The sequence below is a fragment of the Streptomyces sp. NPDC048392 genome, assembly GCF_043200575.1.
GTDB lineage: Bacteria > Actinomycetota > Actinomycetes > Streptomycetales > Streptomycetaceae > Streptomyces.
On sequence record NZ_JBICYB010000028.1, the window covers coordinates 18,425 to 35,240 of the forward strand.

Annotated in this window: 14 protein-coding genes and 1 pseudogene; 7 read left to right on the forward strand and 8 right to left on the reverse strand. The window is 72.5% G+C overall.

Translation table 11 applies throughout. From position 1 onward, the window contains the following. Positions 1 to 66: 66 nt before the first annotated feature. A complete protein-coding gene (gene rsmI / locus ACGFYH_RS28320; RefSeq protein ID WP_393806013.1) occupies positions 67 to 915 on the reverse strand; it encodes a 16S rRNA (cytidine(1402)-2'-O)-methyltransferase in 849 nt (282 codons plus the stop codon). Between the two features lie 119 nt (positions 916 to 1,034). Here rsmI and ACGFYH_RS28325 point away from each other — a divergent pair, with 119 nt between their 5' ends. Further along, positions 1,035 to 2,780: a dolichyl-phosphate-mannose--protein mannosyltransferase gene (locus ACGFYH_RS28325; protein ID WP_393806014.1), complete on the forward strand. Its 1,746-nt coding sequence runs from the start codon at positions 1,035 to 1,037 to the stop codon at positions 2,778 to 2,780. A gap of 448 nt (positions 2,781 to 3,228) precedes the next feature. Here the strand turns inward: ACGFYH_RS28325 and ACGFYH_RS28330 are convergent, their stop codons facing one another. Then, positions 3,229 to 3,744 (reverse strand): ATP-binding protein, encoded by a 516-nt coding sequence (locus ACGFYH_RS28330; RefSeq protein ID WP_393806015.1) that lies wholly within the window; start codon positions 3,742 to 3,744, stop codon positions 3,229 to 3,231. 771 nt (positions 3,745 to 4,515) lie between these two features. On the opposite strand from ACGFYH_RS28330, the gene ACGFYH_RS28335 reads away from it, so the two are divergent. Beyond that, entirely contained in the window at positions 4,516 to 6,147 is a 1,632-nt protein-coding gene (locus tag ACGFYH_RS28335) for a penicillin-binding transpeptidase domain-containing protein (protein WP_393806016.1), read from the forward strand. A 113-nt stretch (positions 6,148 to 6,260) separates the two neighbouring features. Beyond that, entirely contained in the window at positions 6,261 to 7,997 is a 1,737-nt protein-coding gene (locus ACGFYH_RS28340; RefSeq protein ID WP_393806017.1) for a penicillin-binding transpeptidase domain-containing protein, read from the forward strand. A 25-nt stretch (positions 7,998 to 8,022) separates the two neighbouring features. Here ACGFYH_RS28340 and ACGFYH_RS28345 read toward each other — a convergent pair whose 3' ends face one another. Next, positions 8,023 to 8,400: an SsgA family sporulation/cell division regulator gene (locus ACGFYH_RS28345; RefSeq protein ID WP_393806018.1), complete on the reverse strand. Its 378-nt coding sequence runs from the start codon at positions 8,398 to 8,400 to the stop codon at positions 8,023 to 8,025. Between the two features lie 166 nt (positions 8,401 to 8,566). On the opposite strand from ACGFYH_RS28345, the gene ACGFYH_RS28350 reads away from it, so the two are divergent. The 4 genes from ACGFYH_RS28350 (at position 8,567) to ACGFYH_RS28365 (ending at position 12,682) form a co-directional block, all read left to right on the forward strand. Continuing rightward, the gene (locus ACGFYH_RS28350) at positions 8,567 to 9,640 is read left to right on the forward strand and encodes an energy-coupling factor ABC transporter permease (protein ID WP_393806019.1); all 1,074 of its coding nucleotides are present in this window, start codon (positions 8,567 to 8,569) and stop codon (positions 9,638 to 9,640) included. A 1-nt stretch (position 9,641) separates the two neighbouring features. Continuing rightward, complete coding sequence (gene cbiQ / locus ACGFYH_RS28355; protein WP_393806020.1) at positions 9,642 to 10,403, forward strand: cobalt ECF transporter T component CbiQ; 762 nt, start codon at positions 9,642 to 9,644, stop codon at positions 10,401 to 10,403. Beyond that, positions 10,391 to 11,182 (forward strand): energy-coupling factor ABC transporter ATP-binding protein, encoded by a 792-nt coding sequence (locus ACGFYH_RS28360; RefSeq protein WP_393806021.1) that lies wholly within the window; start codon positions 10,391 to 10,393, stop codon positions 11,180 to 11,182. Before cbiQ ends, ACGFYH_RS28360 begins: the two co-directional genes overlap by 13 nt. A gap of 285 nt (positions 11,183 to 11,467) precedes the next feature. Next, positions 11,468 to 12,682 (forward strand): serine hydrolase domain-containing protein, encoded by a 1,215-nt coding sequence (locus tag ACGFYH_RS28365; RefSeq protein WP_393806022.1) that lies wholly within the window; start codon positions 11,468 to 11,470, stop codon positions 12,680 to 12,682. Here ACGFYH_RS28365 and ACGFYH_RS28370 read toward each other — a convergent pair. From ACGFYH_RS28370 to ACGFYH_RS28390, 5 genes and pseudogenes are all read right to left on the reverse strand, one after another. Next, entirely contained in the window at positions 12,662 to 12,937 is a 276-nt protein-coding gene (locus tag ACGFYH_RS28370) for a DUF1876 domain-containing protein (protein WP_003975653.1), read from the reverse strand. The two genes, ACGFYH_RS28365 and ACGFYH_RS28370, sit on opposite strands and share 21 nt — an antisense overlap. Before the next feature lie 89 nt (positions 12,938 to 13,026). Beyond that, positions 13,027 to 13,110, reverse strand: a pseudogene (locus ACGFYH_RS28375) (EamA family transporter); the annotation flags it as partial. Then, a complete protein-coding gene (locus tag ACGFYH_RS28380) occupies positions 13,107 to 13,619 on the reverse strand; it encodes a YbaK/EbsC family protein (RefSeq protein ID WP_393806023.1) in 513 nt (170 codons plus the stop codon). The pseudogene ACGFYH_RS28375 and the gene ACGFYH_RS28380, both read right to left, overlap by 4 nt. A gap of 144 nt (positions 13,620 to 13,763) precedes the next feature. Beyond that, positions 13,764 to 16,004, reverse strand: coding sequence for an MMPL family transporter (locus ACGFYH_RS28385; RefSeq protein ID WP_393806024.1), 2,241 nt, complete (start codon positions 16,002 to 16,004; stop codon positions 13,764 to 13,766). Between the two features lie 98 nt (positions 16,005 to 16,102). Further along, entirely contained in the window at positions 16,103 to 16,702 is a 600-nt protein-coding gene (locus ACGFYH_RS28390) for a TetR/AcrR family transcriptional regulator (protein ID WP_393806025.1), read from the reverse strand. Positions 16,703 to 16,816: the final 114 nt, after the last annotated feature.

Here is a 16,816-nt window from a genome sequence, read left to right on the forward strand (position 1 = left end):
TGGGGCGATTTGGGCCGCCCTTGGCCCAAGGGCCCGCAAGGTCAGGGCCGGGTCAAGGGCAGACCGTCAGACCCCCGCGTTCTTGGCCGCCACCACCGCGTCGAACACCTCCCGCTTGGGCACGCCCACCTGGGCGGCCACCGCGGCGATCGCCTCCTTGCGCCGCTCCCCCGCCTCCTCGCGCACCCGCACCCTGCGCACCAGCTCCTCGGCGCCGAGTTCCCCGGGTCCCTTCTCCGGGGCGCCCTCGACGACGACGGTGATCTCGCCGCGCACCCCCTCGGCGGCCCACGCGGCCAGCTCGCCCAGTCCGCCGCGCCTGATCTCCTCGTACGTCTTGGTCAGCTCCCGGCAGACGGCGGCCCGCCGGTCGGCGCCGAAGACCTCGGCCATGGCGGCGAGGGTGTCGTCGAGACGGTGCGGGGCCTCGAAGTAGACGAGGGTCCGGCGCTCCTGGGCGACCTCGCGCAGCCGGGTCAGCCGCTCGCCGGCCTTGCGGGGCAGGAAGCCCTCGAAGCAGAACCGGTCGACCGGCAGCCCGGACAGGGCGAGCGCGGTGAGCACGGCGGACGGGCCGGGGACGGCGGTGACGCGGACGCCTCGCTCGACGGCGGCGGCGACCAGCCGGTAGCCGGGGTCGGACACCGAGGGCATCCCGGCGTCGGTGACCAGCAGCACCCGCGCACCGCCCGCCAGTTCCTCGACGAGTTCGGGCGTACGGGCGGACTCGTTGCCCTCGAAGTAGGACACGACACGCCCCGTGGGGGCGACGCCGAGCGCCTGGGTGAGCCGGCGCAGCCGCCGGGTGTCCTCGGCGGCGACGACGTCCGCGCCGGCCAGTTCCGCGGCGAGCCGTGGCGGGGCGTCCTGGACGTCGCCGATGGGGGTGCCCGCCAGTACAAGGGTTCCAGTCACTCCCCCATCCTCCCAGGGACGGGCGGACCTCCCGCCACGTCCTGCCGGGAGGACGCGTCCGGCCCATCGGTGAGGGCCGTGCGCGGGACGTGCACAGCGCGGTTCCCTACGATGGCGCGGTGACCAGTACCGCGTCCTCCACGGACACCCGGCAGGGCCAGGCCCCGCGCGACGAGCGGCCCACCTGGCAGCAGCGGCTGCGCCGCTTCGGCTACACGGCGGGGCCCGCGGCCGACGACGTACGCGACCGGCTGGTGCCGCCGTACACGAGTCCCGGCCCCCGCCTGTGGGCCTTCCTGGGCCTCGCCAAGGCGCCGGCCGACCGGATCGTGCGCTGGTCGGCCTGGGGCGGGCCGCTGCTGGTGGCGCTGCTCGCGGGTGTGCTGAGGTTCTGGAACCTGGGCAGCCCGAAGGCGGTGATATTCGACGAGACGTACTACGCCAAGGACGCGTGGGCGCTGGTCCACCGCGGGTTCGAGGTCAACTGGGACAAGAACGCCAACGACCTGATCCTGAACTCGGGCGGGCACGTCCCGATCCCGGCCGACGCGGCGTACGTCGTGCACCCGCCGGTCGGCAAGTACGTCATCGGTCTCGGCGAGCTGATGTTCGGGTTCGACCCGTTCGGCTGGCGGTTCATGACGGCCCTGCTCGGCACGGTGTCGGTGCTGCTGCTGTGCCGGATCGGGCGCCGGCTGTTCCGCTCCACGTTCCTGGGGTGCCTGGCCGGCGCGCTGATGGCGGTGGACGGGCTGCACTTCGTGATGAGCCGCACCGCGCTGCTGGACAGCGTGCTGATGTTCTTCGTACTGGCCGCCTTCGGCTGCCTGGTCGTCGACCGCGACAGGGTCAGGGAGAAACTCGCCGCCGCGCTGCCGGTGGACGAGGACGGCCGCGTCCGCCCGGACGCGCGCGTCGCCGAGACCCTCCGGCTCGGGTGGCGCCCCTGGCGGCTCGCGGCGGGCCTGATGCTGGGCCTGGCGGCGGCCACCAAGTGGAACGGCCTGTACATCATGGTCGCCTTCTGTGTGATGGCCGTGCTGTGGGACGTCGGCTCCCGCCGCGTCGCGGGCGCCCACCGCCCGCATCTGGCCGTGCTGAGGCACGACCTGGGCTGGGCGTTCCTGTCCACGGTCCCGGTCGCGCTGGCCACCTACGTCCTGTCCTGGCTGGGCTGGATCCTCTCCCCCTCCGACGGCGGCGGCGGCTACTACCGCGACTGGGCGGCGAAGGACGGCGCGAACAGCTCCTGGTCGTGGCTCTTCCCCGACTGGTGGCGCAGCCTGTGGCACTACGAGACGCAGGTCCTCGAGTTCCACACCCACCTCACCTCGCCGCACACGTACCAGTCGAACCCCTGGAGCTGGATCGTCCTGGGCCGCCCGGTCTCCTACTTCTACGAGTCGCCGTCGGCGGGCTCGGACGGCTGCCCCGTCGACGCGGGCGAGAAGTGCGCCCGCGAGGTCCTGGCCCTGGGCACGCCGTTCCTCTGGTGGGTGGGCTGCTTCGCGCTCCTGTACGTCCTGTGGCGCTGGGTCTTCCGCCGCGACTGGCGCGCGGGCGCCATCGCCTGCGGCATCGCGGCCGGGTACCTGCCCTGGTTCCTGTACCAGGAGCGCACGATCTTCATCTTCTACGCCGTCGTCTTCGTCCCGTTCCTGTGCCTCGCGGTGGCGATGCTGCTGGGGGCGATCATCGGCCGCCCGGGCTGCGGCGACACCCGCCGGGTCGCGGGGGCGACGGGCGCGGGCGTCCTGGTGCTGCTCATCGCCTGGAACTTCATCTACTTCTGGCCCTTGTACACGGGCACGGCGATCCCGATGGACGACTGGCGGGCCCGTATGTGGCTCGACACGTGGGTCTAGCTGGGGTCTGGGCCAGGGGTTCGGCCGGGGTCTGGCCGGGGTCTGGCCGGGCAGTGACGTCGTGAGGGCACGGCGGCGTGTGGTGCCCTCGTGCTCGTTCTCGGGGCGGTGGCGGTCGCCGCCCGCCTTCTCCCGCAGACCGGCCCCGGACCGCGCCCCGCCACTCCCGGGTGCCTCGCCGCACGTGAGCACTCCACGCACCACTGTCCTTCGCGCGCTCACATGAGCGAGGCGATGACAGTAAGCGCCTTACTGCGCACGTTTCTACGGACCACAGCCGGCGCGCGTCGGGCTCCGGCGGTTCCACAGTCTCCCGAGCGCCAGGGTGTCACCAGTGCGCTCACCAGGGCGCCGGTACCCTCGGACGGCCCGATCGATGCCGAGTGCCGCACAGGGCCGCCCGAGGAGCACGGGGCCGCAACCCGTCGGTCGTGGCACGAGTCCCCGCTCACCCGAAACCGGCCGGGGCGCCCGCCACGGCCCCGACGCCGTCCTCGGCCCAGACCGTCAGCGCTCCGCCCGTCCGCCGCGTTCCCCACCGGGCGGCCGGCGCAGCGGTGATCAACAGACCTCGCCCGTGTTCCGACTCCGACTCCGACTCGCGCGTACCGGCCGACGCGGGGATCACCGGCGTACCGCCCCTCCGGCCGTCGTCGGTCACGCCGACCGTGACCGTCTCGGCGGTGAGGGCGCAGGTGGTCGTGACGGTACGGCTGTCCGTGTGCTCCAGGGCGTTGGCGACCAGTTCGCCGGTGACGGCCACGAGGTCGTCCGTCGTACCGGTCGGCAGACCCCGCGACCGGCATGTGTCACGGACGTGGTGCCGTGCGCGGCTCGGGCCGAGGCGAGATCCCGGCCGGGGAGGGGGAGCAGGCCGTAGGCACGCGGTTCCGGTGCGGTTCCGTCCCCCGGGCCCCGCCCCGCTCCCCCAGGCAACGCCACGCGACCCGGCTGAGCAGGGCATCCGCAAGCGCGTCCGTCAACCGACCGGTCAGGAGACGCGGTTCCCCGGCCCCCGGCCGCTGCTCCTCCAGCACTTCCCGTGCCCTGCCGAGCAGCCGCTCCCCCAAGCCGAGTTGCACCGCTTCCATGTAGTCGGCGAGCCGGGAAACGGGCCCGTCACCGTCCGTGAGAAGCAGCGCGGTGCGCCCGTGGACACCCGTGCACGGCAGGAGCCGCACGCGGTCCGCCTCGGCGCTCAGGACGCCACCGCCGAGCATGAGTGGACGTCACGGGTGTCGAGGTCGACGCCATAGGCGGCACACCGGAGGAGGTCGCGGCGCAGGCGCTGGACACGGGCCTTCTCGCCGCGCTCGTAGGCGGTGAGGCAGGGGGCGGACGAGGGGGCTGTTGCCCGGCAAACGGCGGAACGCTGCCCGCGAGATCAACCATGCCGATTCCGCCGGCCTCTCCGGTGTCCGCCTCGTGGAGGAGTTCCGCGGTCGGGTCCTCACCGGCCGGGACCCGGCCTTCACGCCTCCGTCGCCGCAGCCGTCGCGGGGCAACAGGCGGCCCGAAGGACGGGCCGGTGACCAACCGTCGGCCGGCGGAAGGCCGACGGGCCCTCTCGCGCCCTGCCTGTCCGGGCCCACCACACCCCGCCGGGTCTCCTTTGGGCCACCAAACGGACACAGCCGTACCGCCGGCCACTCCCGGCACCTAGACTGCTGCTCCAACTACTTCTGAACGTGTTCAAGAAGGCGGGCGGAAGGTCCGACGGGGAGGGAGACTGCCGATGGGCAGGGGGGTGAAGGCCGCCGTCATAGGCGGAGTGTGCGCCGCGATGGTGGGCGGTGCCGGGTACGGCACCTACAACGTGGTGTCGGCGCTGAACGGCGACGGGGGCTCGGGGCCCGCGGGTTCGTCGGCCAAGAGCGGTCCGCCGAGCGGGGACGAGGTCGGGGAGACGACGGAGAAGTTCTTCACGGCCTGGGAGAAGGGCGACGCGACGACCGCCGCGTCGTACACCAACAACGCCTCGATCGCCGGGACGCTGCTGACGGCCTACGGCGAGGACGCGCACATCACCGGCGTCGAGATCACGCCGGGCACGGCGGCAGGCACCTCCGTGCCGTTCACGGTGAAGGCCAGGGTGTCGTACGAGGGCGCGGCCAAGCCGCTGACGTACAAGAGCAGGCTCACGGTGGTGCGCGGTGAGACCAGCGGGCGGGCACTGGTGGACTGGGAACCGTCCGTCGTCCACCCCGACCTGAAGGACGGGGACACCCTGGTCACCGAGGAGTCGGCGACCCCGCAGATCGAGGCCGTCGGGCGGAACGGCGCCGTGCTGAGCAAGGAGAAGTACCCCTCGCTGGGCCCGGTCATCGCGACGCTCCGGGAGAAGTACGGCGCCCGGGCGGGCGGCACCCCCGGCGTCGAGCTGGCCGTCCGGCACACGGTCTCGAACGCGCCGGACACCCCGCTGCTGACTTTGACCGAGGGCAAGCCCGGGACACTCGAGACGACGCTCAGCGCGAGCGTGCAGGCGGCGGCCGAGAAGGCGGTGAAGCGGTACGGCGAGTCCTCCGTGGTCGCCGTGAAGCCGAGCACCGGCGAGGTGCTGGCCGTGGCCAACAACCGCAAGGACGGCTTCAACGCGGCCTTCCAGGGCAAGGTCGCCCCCGGTTCCACGATGAAGATCATCACGGCCGCCATGCTCATCGACAACGGTGTGACCTCGATGAACGGCCCTGCTCCCTGCACCGAGACCGCGATCTGGCAGAGCCAGACCTTCCACAACATCACCACCATGAAGCCCAACGAGAGCGCCACGCTCGCCAACACCTTCATGCGTTCGTGCAACACCGGCTTCATCAAGCTCATCGACGAGAAACCGATCAGCGACTCCTCGCTGACCCGGGAGGCCCAGGAGCGCTTCGGGCTCGGGCAGGACAACTGGCAGACCGGCATCGTCTCCTTCGACGGGAGCGTCCCCGCCTCTCCGGGGCCGGACCGCGCGGCCAACGCGATCGGGCAGGGCCAGGTCCAGATGAACCCGCTGAACATGGCCTCGGTCACCGCGACCGCCATCACGGGTGAGTTCCGCCAGCCCTACCTGGTGCCGTTCGGCCTGGACGACCGCAAGCCCGCCACCGCCAAGGGGCTGCCGCGGAACACCGCCTCCCAGATCAAGCAGATGATGCGGCTCACCGCCACCCAGGGCACCGCCGTCAACGCCATGTCCGGGCTCCACGGCGACATCGGCGCCAAGACCGGGTCGGCCGAGGTCGACGGGCAGGCGGTCTCGAACGCCTGGTTCACCGGCTTCCGCGACGACGTCGCGGCGGCGGCGATGACCGAGGAGGGCGGCCACGGCGGCGACGCGGCCGGGCCGATCGTCGCAGATGTGCTACGAGCCGGCGGCTGAGACGGACCGGCTCTGACGGATGCCCTTACTGTGGTCGCCGTCGTTGGAAGCATCGGGCAACGAGGGCACCGAGGGACCCCGGGAAACCGGGCACCGCGGAGGAACGGGAAGCAGTGGGCAGCAGAAGGGCCGCCACCGGGCGGCGCAGGACGAGACCCGCCGTGATCGGCAGTGTGGCCGCGGTGGTCGTGGCCGGCGCCGGATTCGGTGTCTACGCGGTGTACGGCGGCGACGCGGGCACCGAGGACGACACGAGGACGAAGTCCGCGGCGGCCGACGAGAAGGCGAGGTCGGGCCCCCTGACGGCGGCCGAGGTCTCCACGGCCGCCCAGCGGTTCCTGACCGCCTGGCAGCGGGGCGACGTGGCCGCCGCGGCCGCCGCGACGGACGACGCCGAGGCCGCGAAGGCCCTGCTCACCGGCTACACCGAGGACGCCCACGTCAAGGACGCCACCTTCACCGCGGGTACTGCGGCCGGCGCGAAGGTCCCGTTCTCCGTCAAGGCCGCCGTCGCCTACGACAAGGCGACGGGACCACTGGCGTACGACAGCGCGCTGACCGTCGTCCGCCGGGCCGGCGACGGCGAGCCCCGCGTCGACTGGCACGCCGCCGTCGTCCATCCGGAGCTGAAGGACGGCGACAAGCTGGTCACCGGGAAGGCCGGTGACCCGCCGGTCAAGGCGCTGGACCGGGACGGAGCGGAGATCACCGCCGCGAAGTACCCGTCCCTCGGCACCGTCCTGGACGGACTGCGCGAGAAGTACGGCAAGAAGGCCGGTGGCACCCCGGGCATCGAGTTGCGCGTGGTGCGCGGCAGCACCGCCGAAGACGCGAAGGGGACCGAGGGGACCAAAGGGTCCGAGGAGTCCGAGGGGACCAAGGGGTCCGAGACGGACGGGGCCGCCGACAAGACGCTGCTGGAACTGCGCAAGGGCACGCCCGGCACGCTGAGGACGACCCTGGACCCCGCCCTCCAGCGCGTCGCCGAGCAGCAGGTGGCCGGCAAGGCGCGGGCGTCGGTGGTGCTGCTGCGCGCCTCCACCGGCGAGATCCTCGCGGTCGCCAACGGCGGGCACGGCTTCAACACCGCCTTCCAGGGCTCACTGGCCCCCGGCTCCACCATGAAGGTCGTCACGGCCTCGATGCTGCTCGAGAAGGACCTGGCGTCCGTGAACGAGAAGCACCCGTGCCCGAAGTACTTCAGTTACGGCGGCTGGAAGTTCCATAACGACGACAAGTTCGAGATCAAGGACGGCACCTTCAAGGCGAGCTTCGCCCGCTCCTGCAACACGGCCTTCATCAGCCAGGCCCCCGAGCTGGCGGACGACGACCTGACCAGGCAGGCGAAGGAGGTCTTCGGCCTGTCGATGAACAACTGGACGGTCGGCGTGTCCACCTTCGACGGCTCGGTGCCGGTGCAGAGCAAGGCGCAGATGGCCGCCTCCCTCATCGGCCAGGGCGGCGTGCGGATGAACCCGCTGAACATGGCGTCGGTGTCGGCGACCGTGAAGTCGGGCGGCTTCCACCAGCCGTACCTGGTCGCCCCGTCGGTCGACGGGCGGGCGCTCGCCACCGCCTCCCGCACGATGTCCGGCGCCACGCTCGCGCAGCTGCGCGAGCTGATGGCGTACACGGCCGCCTACGGCACCGCCGCGGAGGCGATGGCCGGGGTCGGCGGTGACGTCGGCGCGAAGACCGGTTCGGCCGAGGTCGACGGCCAGGAGAAGCCCAACGGCTGGTTCACGGCGTACCGGGGCGACCTGGCCGCGGCGGGCGTGGTCCAGCAGGGCGGGCACGGGGGCGACACCGCGGGCCCGATCGTCGCGGCGCTGCTCAAGGCGGGAAGCTGACGCTCCCGCGGTCGCGGCCGGGGGCTCAGTGGGCCACCGGCTGGGCGGCCGCCTGGTGGGTGCTGCGCAGGAACCGGATGAGCGCCTTGGTCTCGAACTGGACCACCGAGCAGCCCTGCGGGGAGTGGAACTCGACCACGGCCTGCACCCGCCCGCACGGCCACACCCGTACCGCGCCGCTTCCGGCGGGCGCGCGCAGGCCCTGTTCCAGCAGCTCGCGGGAGAAGGTCCACTCGCGGGAGACGGACCCGCGGCCCCTGCCGGGCAGGGCGACGCACACCAGCGAGGGGTCGAGGCCGGGGTCGTAGCGCAGGACGACGGGTGTCGCGCCGCCGTCGTCCTGATCGGGGAGGTCCGCGTCCGTCAGGATGTGGGCTCGTGCGTACTGCTCGACTACGGACATGGGGTCGCCCCTTACGCTCTGCCACCCTTACCGAGGCTGTGTGTCCTCACCCCTCTCCAATGTCCCATATTCCCCGGCTCACGCCTTGTGAGCCGAACATCACATGTGAGATCGGCCTGCACCTCGCTCTTGCGAACGACTTGCAGGTGGCTTCTATCATCGTTGCGTGCATGTACCTGACGGATTCATCAACGCCCCGACCTCCGCCGTGACCGGAGTCGTCGCCGCCGGCGCCATCGCGGTCAGTCTGCGCGGCGCGCGCCGTGAGCTGGACGAACGGACCGCGCCCCTGGCGGGGCTGGTCGCCGCGTTCATCTTCGCGGTGCAGATGCTGAACTTCCCCGTCGCCGCGGGGACCAGCGGACATCTGCTCGGCGGCGCCCTCGCCGCCATCCTCGTGGGGCCCTGTACGGGCGTCCTGTGTGTCTCCGTCGTCCTGCTCATGCAGGGCATCCTCTTCGCCGACGGCGGCCTGACCGCGCTCGGTGTCAACATCACCGACATGGCGATCGTCACCACGGTCGTCGCCTACGCCCTCTTCCGGGGCCTGGTGAAGGTCCTGCCGCGCACCCGTCGCTCGGTCACCGTCGCCTCCTTCGTCGCCGCGCTCGTCTCCGTACCGGCCGCGGCCCTCGCCTTCACGTTCCTGTACTGGGCCGGCGGCACCACCGACGTCTCCATCGGCAAGGTCGCCACCGCGATGATCGGCGTGCACGTGCTGATCGGCATCGGCGAGGCCGCGATCACCGCGCTGACCGTCGGCGCCGTCATCGCCGTACGCCCGGACCTGGTGTACGGGGCACGCGGGCTCCAGCAGCGGCTCAAGCTGCGGGTGAACGGCGAACTGGTCGACGTCCCCGACGTCCCCGACGCCTCCGACGCCGGGCCCGCCCCCGCGCCCGTCGCCGCCCGTTCGCACCGCGGGGTGTGGATCGCCGGTCTCGTCGCCTCGCTGGTCCTCGCCGGTTTCGTCAGCTTCTACGCCTCCGCCGACCCGGACGGCCTGGAGAAGGTCGCCTCCGACAAGGGCATCGACAAGAAGGCCGAGGAGCACGCGAACGCCGATTCCCCGCTCGCCGACTACGGCGTCAGGGACATCACCGACCCCCGCGTGTCCGGAGGCCTCGCGGGGGTGATCGGTGTCGGCGTCACCGTCGTCGCGGGCAGCGCCGTGTTCTGGGCGGTGCGCAGGCGCCGCGGCGACGACGCCTCCCCGAGCAGCCCGGAAACGGCCGTCTGACGTGGGCGCGGGCCACGCACACCGGCTCTACCGGCACGGGCACTCCCCCGTGCACGGTCTGCCGCCGCACACCAAGCTCGCCGCGGCCTTCGCCTTCGTGGTCGTCGTGGTGTCGACGCCGCGCGAGGCGATGTGGGCCTTCGGTCTGTACGCCGTCCTGCTGGCCGCGGTCGCGTACGCGGCCCGTGTCCCGCCCGGGTTCCTGCTCAAGCGGCTGCTGATCGAGGTGCCGTTCGTCGCGTTCGCGGTGCTGATGCCCTTCGTGGCGGAGGGAGAGCGGGTCGGCGTCCTCGGCATGTCGCTGAGCGTCAACGGCCTGTGGGGCGCCTGGAACGTCCTGGCCAAGGGCACGCTGGGCGTCGCCGCCTCCGTACTGCTGGCCTCCACGACCGAGCTGCGGGCGCTGCTCCTCGGCCTCCAGCGGCTGAGGCTGCCGCCGCTGCTGGTGCAGATCGCGTCGTTCATGATCCGGTACGGCGACGTGATCGCGGACGAGATGCGGCGGATGCGGATCGCCCGGGAGTCACGGGGCTTCGAGGCGAGCGGCGTCCGCCACTGGGGCGTGCTCGCCAAGTCCGCCGGGGCCCTCTTCATCCGCTCCTACGAACGCGGCGAACGCGTGCACCTGGCCATGGTCAGCCGCGGGTACGCCGGTTCGATGCCGGTGATCGACGAGGTGACCGCGTCCCGGACCCAGTGGTCGTACGCGCTGGCCCTCCCGTGTGCGGCGCTGGTGGTCTGTCTGCTGGGATGGACGCTGTGACCGAGCCCTTGACCGACCCCGTGTCCGACGCGCCCGCTTCCCTCGACGTCTCCGGCCTCGCCTTCGCCTACCCCGACGGACACCAGGCCCTGTTCGGCGTGGACTTCTCCGTCGCGCGCGGTGAGCGGGTCGCGCTGCTCGGGCCGAACGGCGCGGGCAAGACGACCCTGGTCCTGCACCTCAACGGCATCCTGACCGGCGGCACCGGCACGGTCACCGTCGCCGGGCTGCCGGTGGACAAGCGGAACATGGCTCAGATCCGGCGCCGGGTCGGCATCGTCTTCCAGGACCCCGACGACCAGCTCTTCATGCCGACCGTGCGCGAGGACGTGGCCTTTGGACCGGCGGCGGCCGGGGTGCGGGGGGCGGAGCTGGAGGCGTGCGTGGACCGGGCGCTCACGCTGGTCGGCATGGCCGGCTTCAAGGAGCGCCCCCCGCACCACCTCTCCTTCGGCCAGCGGCGCCGGGTGGCGGTGGCGACCGTACTCGCCATGGAACCGGAGATCCTGGTCCTGGACGAGCCCTCCTCCAACCTCGACCCGGCCTCCCGCCGCGAACTCGCCGACATCCTGCGCTCCCTGGACGTGACGGTCCTGATGGTCACCCACGACCTGCCCTATGCCCTGGAGCTGTGCCCCCGCGCGCTGGTCCTCAGTGACGGCGTGATCGCGGCGGACGGCCCGACGGGGGAACTGCTGTCGGACGACGAGCTGATGCGCGCCCACCGCCTGGAGCTGCCCTTCGGCTTCGACCCGCGGTCGGCGCGGGCGACCGGCTGACGCGCGGACGGCGAAGGCGGACGGCGGAGGCGGACGGCGGAGGCGGACGGCGAAGGCGGACGGCGGACGGCGGAGGCGGACGGCGGAGGCGGACGGCGGACGGCGGACGGCGGACGGCGGACGGCGGACGGCGGAGGCGGACGGCGGACGGCGGACGGCGGACGGCGGACGGCGGACGGCGGACGGCGGAGGCGGACGGCTGACACGCGGCCGAGGAATCGCGGCGGGCCGGTAACGGTTGCACCCACCGTCGCGGACGATCGGAAGGGACGTACAGAGGTGGGCGTGGACGTGCACGGCACAGTGGCCGAGGGCTTCGAGCCGGTGAGGGACGCGTTCGCACGGAACTTCACCGTGCTCGGCGACCGGGGCGCGGCCGTCGCCGTCTACCGGAACGGGCGCAAGGTCGTCGACCTGTGGGGCGGCACCAGGGACGTCGACGGCACCGAGCCGTGGCGCCGGGGCACCGCCCAGGTGGTCCGCTCGGCGACCAAGGGCGTCGCCGCCGCCGTACCGCTGCTGCTGCACCGGCGCGGCGAGCTGGACCTGGACGCGCCGGTGGGCGAGTACTGGCCGGAGTTCAAGGCGCACGGCAAGGAGCGGGTGCTGGTCCGGCACGTGCTGAACCACCGGGCCGGGCTGCCGGTCCTGGACCGTCCGCTCACCCCCGAGGAGGCCCTCGACCCGCTGCGGGGCCCCGCGGTTGTCGCCGCCCAGGCCCCCGTCTGGGAGCCGGGCACCGACCACGGCTACCACGCGCTGACCTACGGCTGGCTGCTCGACGGGCTGGTCCGCCGGGTGACGGGCGGCCGGGGCACCGGGGAGTGGATCGCGGACGAGATCGCCCGGCCGCTGGGCCTCGACCTGTGGGTGGGGCTGCCCGCCGCGGAGGAGGCGGCCGGCCGGGCAGGTCGGGTCGGGCGCCTGGCGGACCCCGAGCCGTCGGGGCCGGGGAACGGCCCCCGGCTGCGCCCCAAGCGTTCGGTCACCGAGGCGTACGGGAATCCGGACTCCCTCACCCGTCGCGCCTTCGCCGCGATCTCGCCGTTCCCCGAGCAGAACGACCCGGTGTACCGCGCCGCCGCTCTCCCGGCCGCCAACGGCATCGCGACGGCCGACGGGCTGGCCCGCTTCTACGCGGCGCTGATCGGCGAGGTCGACGGCGTGACGCGGAGCGTGCGGCTGTTCGACCCGGCGACCATGGAGCGGGCCCGCGCCGAGGAGTCCGCCGGGCCTGACCGGGTCCTCGTGGTGGGCACCCGCTTCGGCCTCGGCTACATGCTGCACGGCAGCGCGTCCCCGTTCCTGGCCCCCGGCTCCTTCGGCCACCCGGGCCGCGGCGGCTCCCTCGGCTTCGCCGACCCGGAGACCGGCGTCGCCCTCGGCTACGTCACCAACGGCTTCCGCAAGACCGTGACGGCCGACCCGCGGGCGCAGGCGCTGGTGCGGGCGGTGCGGGCGTCGCTGGGCCGGGCCGGCTCAGACGTGGATGGGGTGTGAGGTCCTCCCCGACGCCGCGTCGATCTCGTCGTGCGCCTTGGTGAGCAGTTGCATCGCCAGCTCGTTCAACGCGCGTGCGCCCGCGACCTCCTCACCGACGCGTGGCTGCCGCGAGTCGACCCGGTGACGGCTGGCGTGGCCGTGCGCGCGGACCTCGGTGCCGTCGGGGAGCCGCACCATCGCGACCGCCCGCGTGTGCTGGTCGTCCTCCGTGAACTCCAGCTCGACATGCCATCCCACTGTGGTGTGCATCATGACGATCACCTCCGGAACACCTGCTTCCAGGGTGCGCCTCACCACGGCCGTACGCACTACCCGGTGTGCGGCATCAGCCCGGCCCCCACCTCGGGGACGCGGTGGGCGATGGCGTTCCAGCCGGCGTGGGTGACCGCCGCGAGCAGGACTGCGGCGGTGACCAGGGGCGTCACTCGGAGCGCTCGCGCACGTCCACGAGGGCGGCGCCGGCGGTGGCGACGAGGTCCTTGGGCTCCATCGGGAAGACGGCGTACGGCGTGCCGGCGGCGGCCCAGACCACCTCGTGGGCGAGCAGGGACCGGTCGGCGAGCACCCGCGTCCGGGTCCGGTGCCCGAAGGGCGGCACCCCGCCGATCGCGTACCCGGTCGTCTCCCGTACGACGTCGGCCTTGGCACGCGTGACCTTCTCGGCGCCGAGTTCCTGCCGGATCCGGTCCAGGTCGACGCGGGAGGCGCCGTCCATGAGGATCAGTACGGGTGCGCCGTCCGCGGCGAAGACGAGCGACTTGCAGATCTGGCTCAGCCCGCACCCGATCGCGGCGGCGGCCTCGGTGGCGGTGCGCGTGGCCTCCGGGAATCGCCGAGCCCGTCCGGCCAGGTCGCCGAGTCCGAGCTCGCGCAGGGCGGCGGCGAAGCGGGGGTGGGCGGCGGAGGCGTGGGAGGCGTCGTCGGTCGTCGTCATGGAGGGCACGGTAGCGGTACGTGCAAGTCGCACGCGACCGGGTCGGGGGCCTCGGAACAAGGAAAGCCGGTGAGGGCAGCCCCGTCCCCACGGAACCCTCACCGGCTGGTCTGTGTCGTCCCTCCCCTCAGAGGGGGCGGCGGGTCAGGCGCGCACCAGCTCCCGGTCCTCGTCGGGGCCCGGGCCCCGCTCGTCGGCCGTGCGCAGGCCCTCGCCCTCGACGTCCACGTTGGGCAGCGCGCGGTCCAGCCACTTCGGCAGCCACCAGGCCTTCTTGCCGAGCAGGGCGAGGACCGCCGGGACGATGGCCATGCGGACGACGAACGCGTCGAAGAAGACGGCGATCGCGAGGCCGAAGCCGATCATCTTGACCATCGACTCGCTGGAGCCGATGAAGCCGGCGAAGACCGCCATCATGATGACCGCCGCGGCCGTGACGACCCGTGCGCCGTGCTTGAAGCCGGTGACGACGGCCTGGTGGGGCCTCTCGCCGTGGACGTATGCCTCTCGCATGCGGGTGACCAGGAAGACCTCGTAGTCCATGGCGAGGCCGAAGACCACGCCGACCATGAAGATCGGCATCATCGACATGACCGGACCGGTCTCCTCGACGCCCATCAGGCCGGCCAGCCAGCCCCACTGGAAGACCGCGACGACCGCGCCGAGGGCCGCCATGACGGAGAGCAGGAAGCCGAGGGCCGCCTTCAGCGGGACCAGGATGGAGCGGAAGACCACGATGAGGAGGAGGAAGGCCAGGCCGACGACCAGGACCAGGTACGGCACCAGCGCGTCGTTGAGCTTCTCGCTGACGTCGATGTTCATCGCCGTGGAGCCGGTGACCAGGGTCTCCGCGCCGGTGTCCGCCTTGATGTCGCCGCCCGCGTCACGGATGGCGTGCACCAGGTTCTCGGTCTGCGCGGAGGACGGCTTGGAGTCCGGGATCACGGTGATCGTCGCGGTGTCGCCGCCCTTGTTGGGTGCGGGCGGGGCCACCGCGACGACGCCGTCGAGGTCCTTGATCTGCTGTTCGACGTCGGTGAAGGCGTCCTTCGGGGCGTCGCTGCCCTTGGCGTCCACCACGACCATCAGCGGGCCGTTGAAGCCGGGGCCGAAGCCCTCCGACAGCAGGTCGTAGGCCCGGCGCTGGGTCGTGGACGTCGGCTGGGAGCCGTCGTCGGGCAGGCCGAGTTCCAGGGAGGACGCGGGGATCGCGGCGGCGCCGAGGCCGATGACGCCCAGGAGGAGGACGGCGAGGGGACGGCGGACGACGAAGCTCGCCCAGCGGGTGCCCAGGTTGGCCTTGGGCTGTCCCCCGGCCTTCCCCTCCGGCTGCTCGGTGCCCTTGCGGGAGCGGCCCAGGAGCTTGCTCTTCGCGCCGGCGGGCTTGACCCTGCGGCCGGCGTAGCCGAGGAGTGCGGGGATCAGCGTCAGGGCGATCAGGACCGCGACGGCGACGGTACCGGCGGCCGCGATGCCCATCTTGGTGAGCATCGGGATGTTGACGACCGCGAGGCCCACCAGGGCGATGACGACCGTGAGTCCGGCGAAGACGACGGCCGAGCCCGCCGTGCCGACCGCCCGTCCTGCGGCCTCCTCGCGCTCACGCCCCTCGGCGAGTTCGGCGCGGTAGCGGGAGACGATGAACAGGGCGTAGTCGATGCCGACCGCGAGGCCGATCATCATCGCCAGGATCGAGGTGGTCGAGCCCAGTTCGAGCGCGTTCGCCAGCGCGGTGATCGAGGAGACGCCGATGCCCACGCCGATCAGGGCCGTCAGGAGCGGCAGCCCGGCGGCGACCAGTGAGCCGAAGGTGACGACGAGGACGACGGCGGCGACCGCGATGCCGATGACCTCGGTGGCGCCGGTCTCCGGGACGGCTTGGAGCGCGTCACCCCCGACCTCGACGGTCAGCCCGGCGTCGCGCGCCTGCTGGGCGGCGTCCTTCAGGGCGTCCTTGGTGGACTCCTCCAGCTCCATGCCGGAGACGTCGTACTTCACCGAGGCGTAGGCGATCGTGCCGTCCTCGCTGACGGCGTCGCCCTTGTACGGGTCGGCGACCGAGGCGACCTCGGAGCCGTCCGCGAGTTCGTCGACGGTCTGCGTGACGGTCGCCTTGTTGCCGGCGTCCGTCATCTTCTCGCCGGCCGGTGCCTTGAAGACGACGCGTGCGGTCGCCCCGTCGGCGCTCTGGCCGGGGAAGCGCTGTTCCAGCAGGTCGAAGGCCTTCTGGGCCTCGGTCCCGGGGATGGAGAAGGAGGAGTTTCCGGCGGGCGGGGCGCCGGCCGCGCCGACACCGGCGAGCGTCAGCAGGGCCACCCAGATCAGGGCGACGAAGTGCCGTCGGCGAAAGGCGAGCCGGCCGAGTTTGTAGAGGAATGTGGCCACGAGGGCGTACTCCCGGTCAGGTCGTGGGTCTTCAGGGCAGGGGTGATCGGCCCGACGACGTGAGCGGTTACGTCAGGTGGGGCTCAGTTGGGGACGTGTCAGCGGGTGGAGACGCCGAGGGCGGGGAGGACCACGGCGTCGAGGTAGGAGGCGAGGAAGGCCCGCGTCGGCGGCTGGTCGTCCAGCAGCGTCCGGGTGGCGAATCCGCCGATCAGCATGTGGACCAGGAAGTCCAGCGCCGGACAGTCCGGTCTGATCTCCCCGCGGTCGACGGCGCGCTGGAGGACCTTCTGGCCCTCCGCCATCTCCGGTTCGATGAGCTGCTCCCGGAAAGCCTGGCGCAGGTCCGGATTCTGGTGCAGTGCCATGGCCAGGCCACGCATCAGCGCGGAGTTCTGCTCCATGGTGCAGTCGTCCTCGCGGACCAGCAGGGCGTGCAGGTCACCGCGGAGCGAGCCGGTGTCGATGTCGCTGATCGAACCGGGCTTGTTGTGCCGGACGGCCTTGACGACCAGCTCGGGCTTACCGCCCCACTGGCGGTAGAGGGTCGCCTTGCTGGACCGGGTGCGGGCGGCCACGGCGTCCATGGTGAGGGCGTCGTAGCCGACTTCCCGGAGCAGGTCGAGCACGGCCTCGTACAACTCGGCCTCGCGCTCGGGAGTGATCCGGCTGCGGCGCGCGGTGGCGGTCTCCGTCATCTCGCCCACTCCTCTCCGTTCCGCCCGGTCGGAACGACACCGTTTCGTACACGGCCAAGGTACCCCAGCCACTAGCGAAACGAAACTGTTTCGTTCGTGGTCTGGGTCACGGTT

What these genes read in the sequence shown, in the direction of transcription:
- ACGFYH_RS28330 (WP_393806015.1), bottom strand. Translation starts at nt 3,744, where the DNA reads ATGCCCTGCTCAGCCGGGTCGCGTGGCGTTGCCTGGGGGAGCGGGGCG.
- ACGFYH_RS28335 (WP_393806016.1), top strand. Translation starts at nt 4,516, where the DNA reads ATGGGCAGGGGGGTGAAGGCCGCCGTCATAGGCGGAGTGTGCGCCGCG.
- ACGFYH_RS28345 (WP_393806018.1), bottom strand. Translation starts at nt 8,400, where the DNA reads ATGTCCGTAGTCGAGCAGTACGCACGAGCCCACATCCTGACGGACGCG.
- ACGFYH_RS28360 (WP_393806021.1), top strand. Translation starts at nt 10,391, where the DNA reads ATGGACGCTGTGACCGAGCCCTTGACCGACCCCGTGTCCGACGCGCCC.
- ACGFYH_RS28370 (WP_003975653.1), bottom strand. Translation starts at nt 12,937, where the DNA reads ATGATGCACACCACAGTGGGATGGCATGTCGAGCTGGAGTTCACGGAG.
- ACGFYH_RS28380 (WP_393806023.1), bottom strand. Translation starts at nt 13,619, where the DNA reads ATGACGACGACCGACGACGCCTCCCACGCCTCCGCCGCCCACCCCCGC.
- ACGFYH_RS28390 (WP_393806025.1), bottom strand. Translation starts at nt 16,702, where the DNA reads ATGACGGAGACCGCCACCGCGCGCCGCAGCCGGATCACTCCCGAGCGC.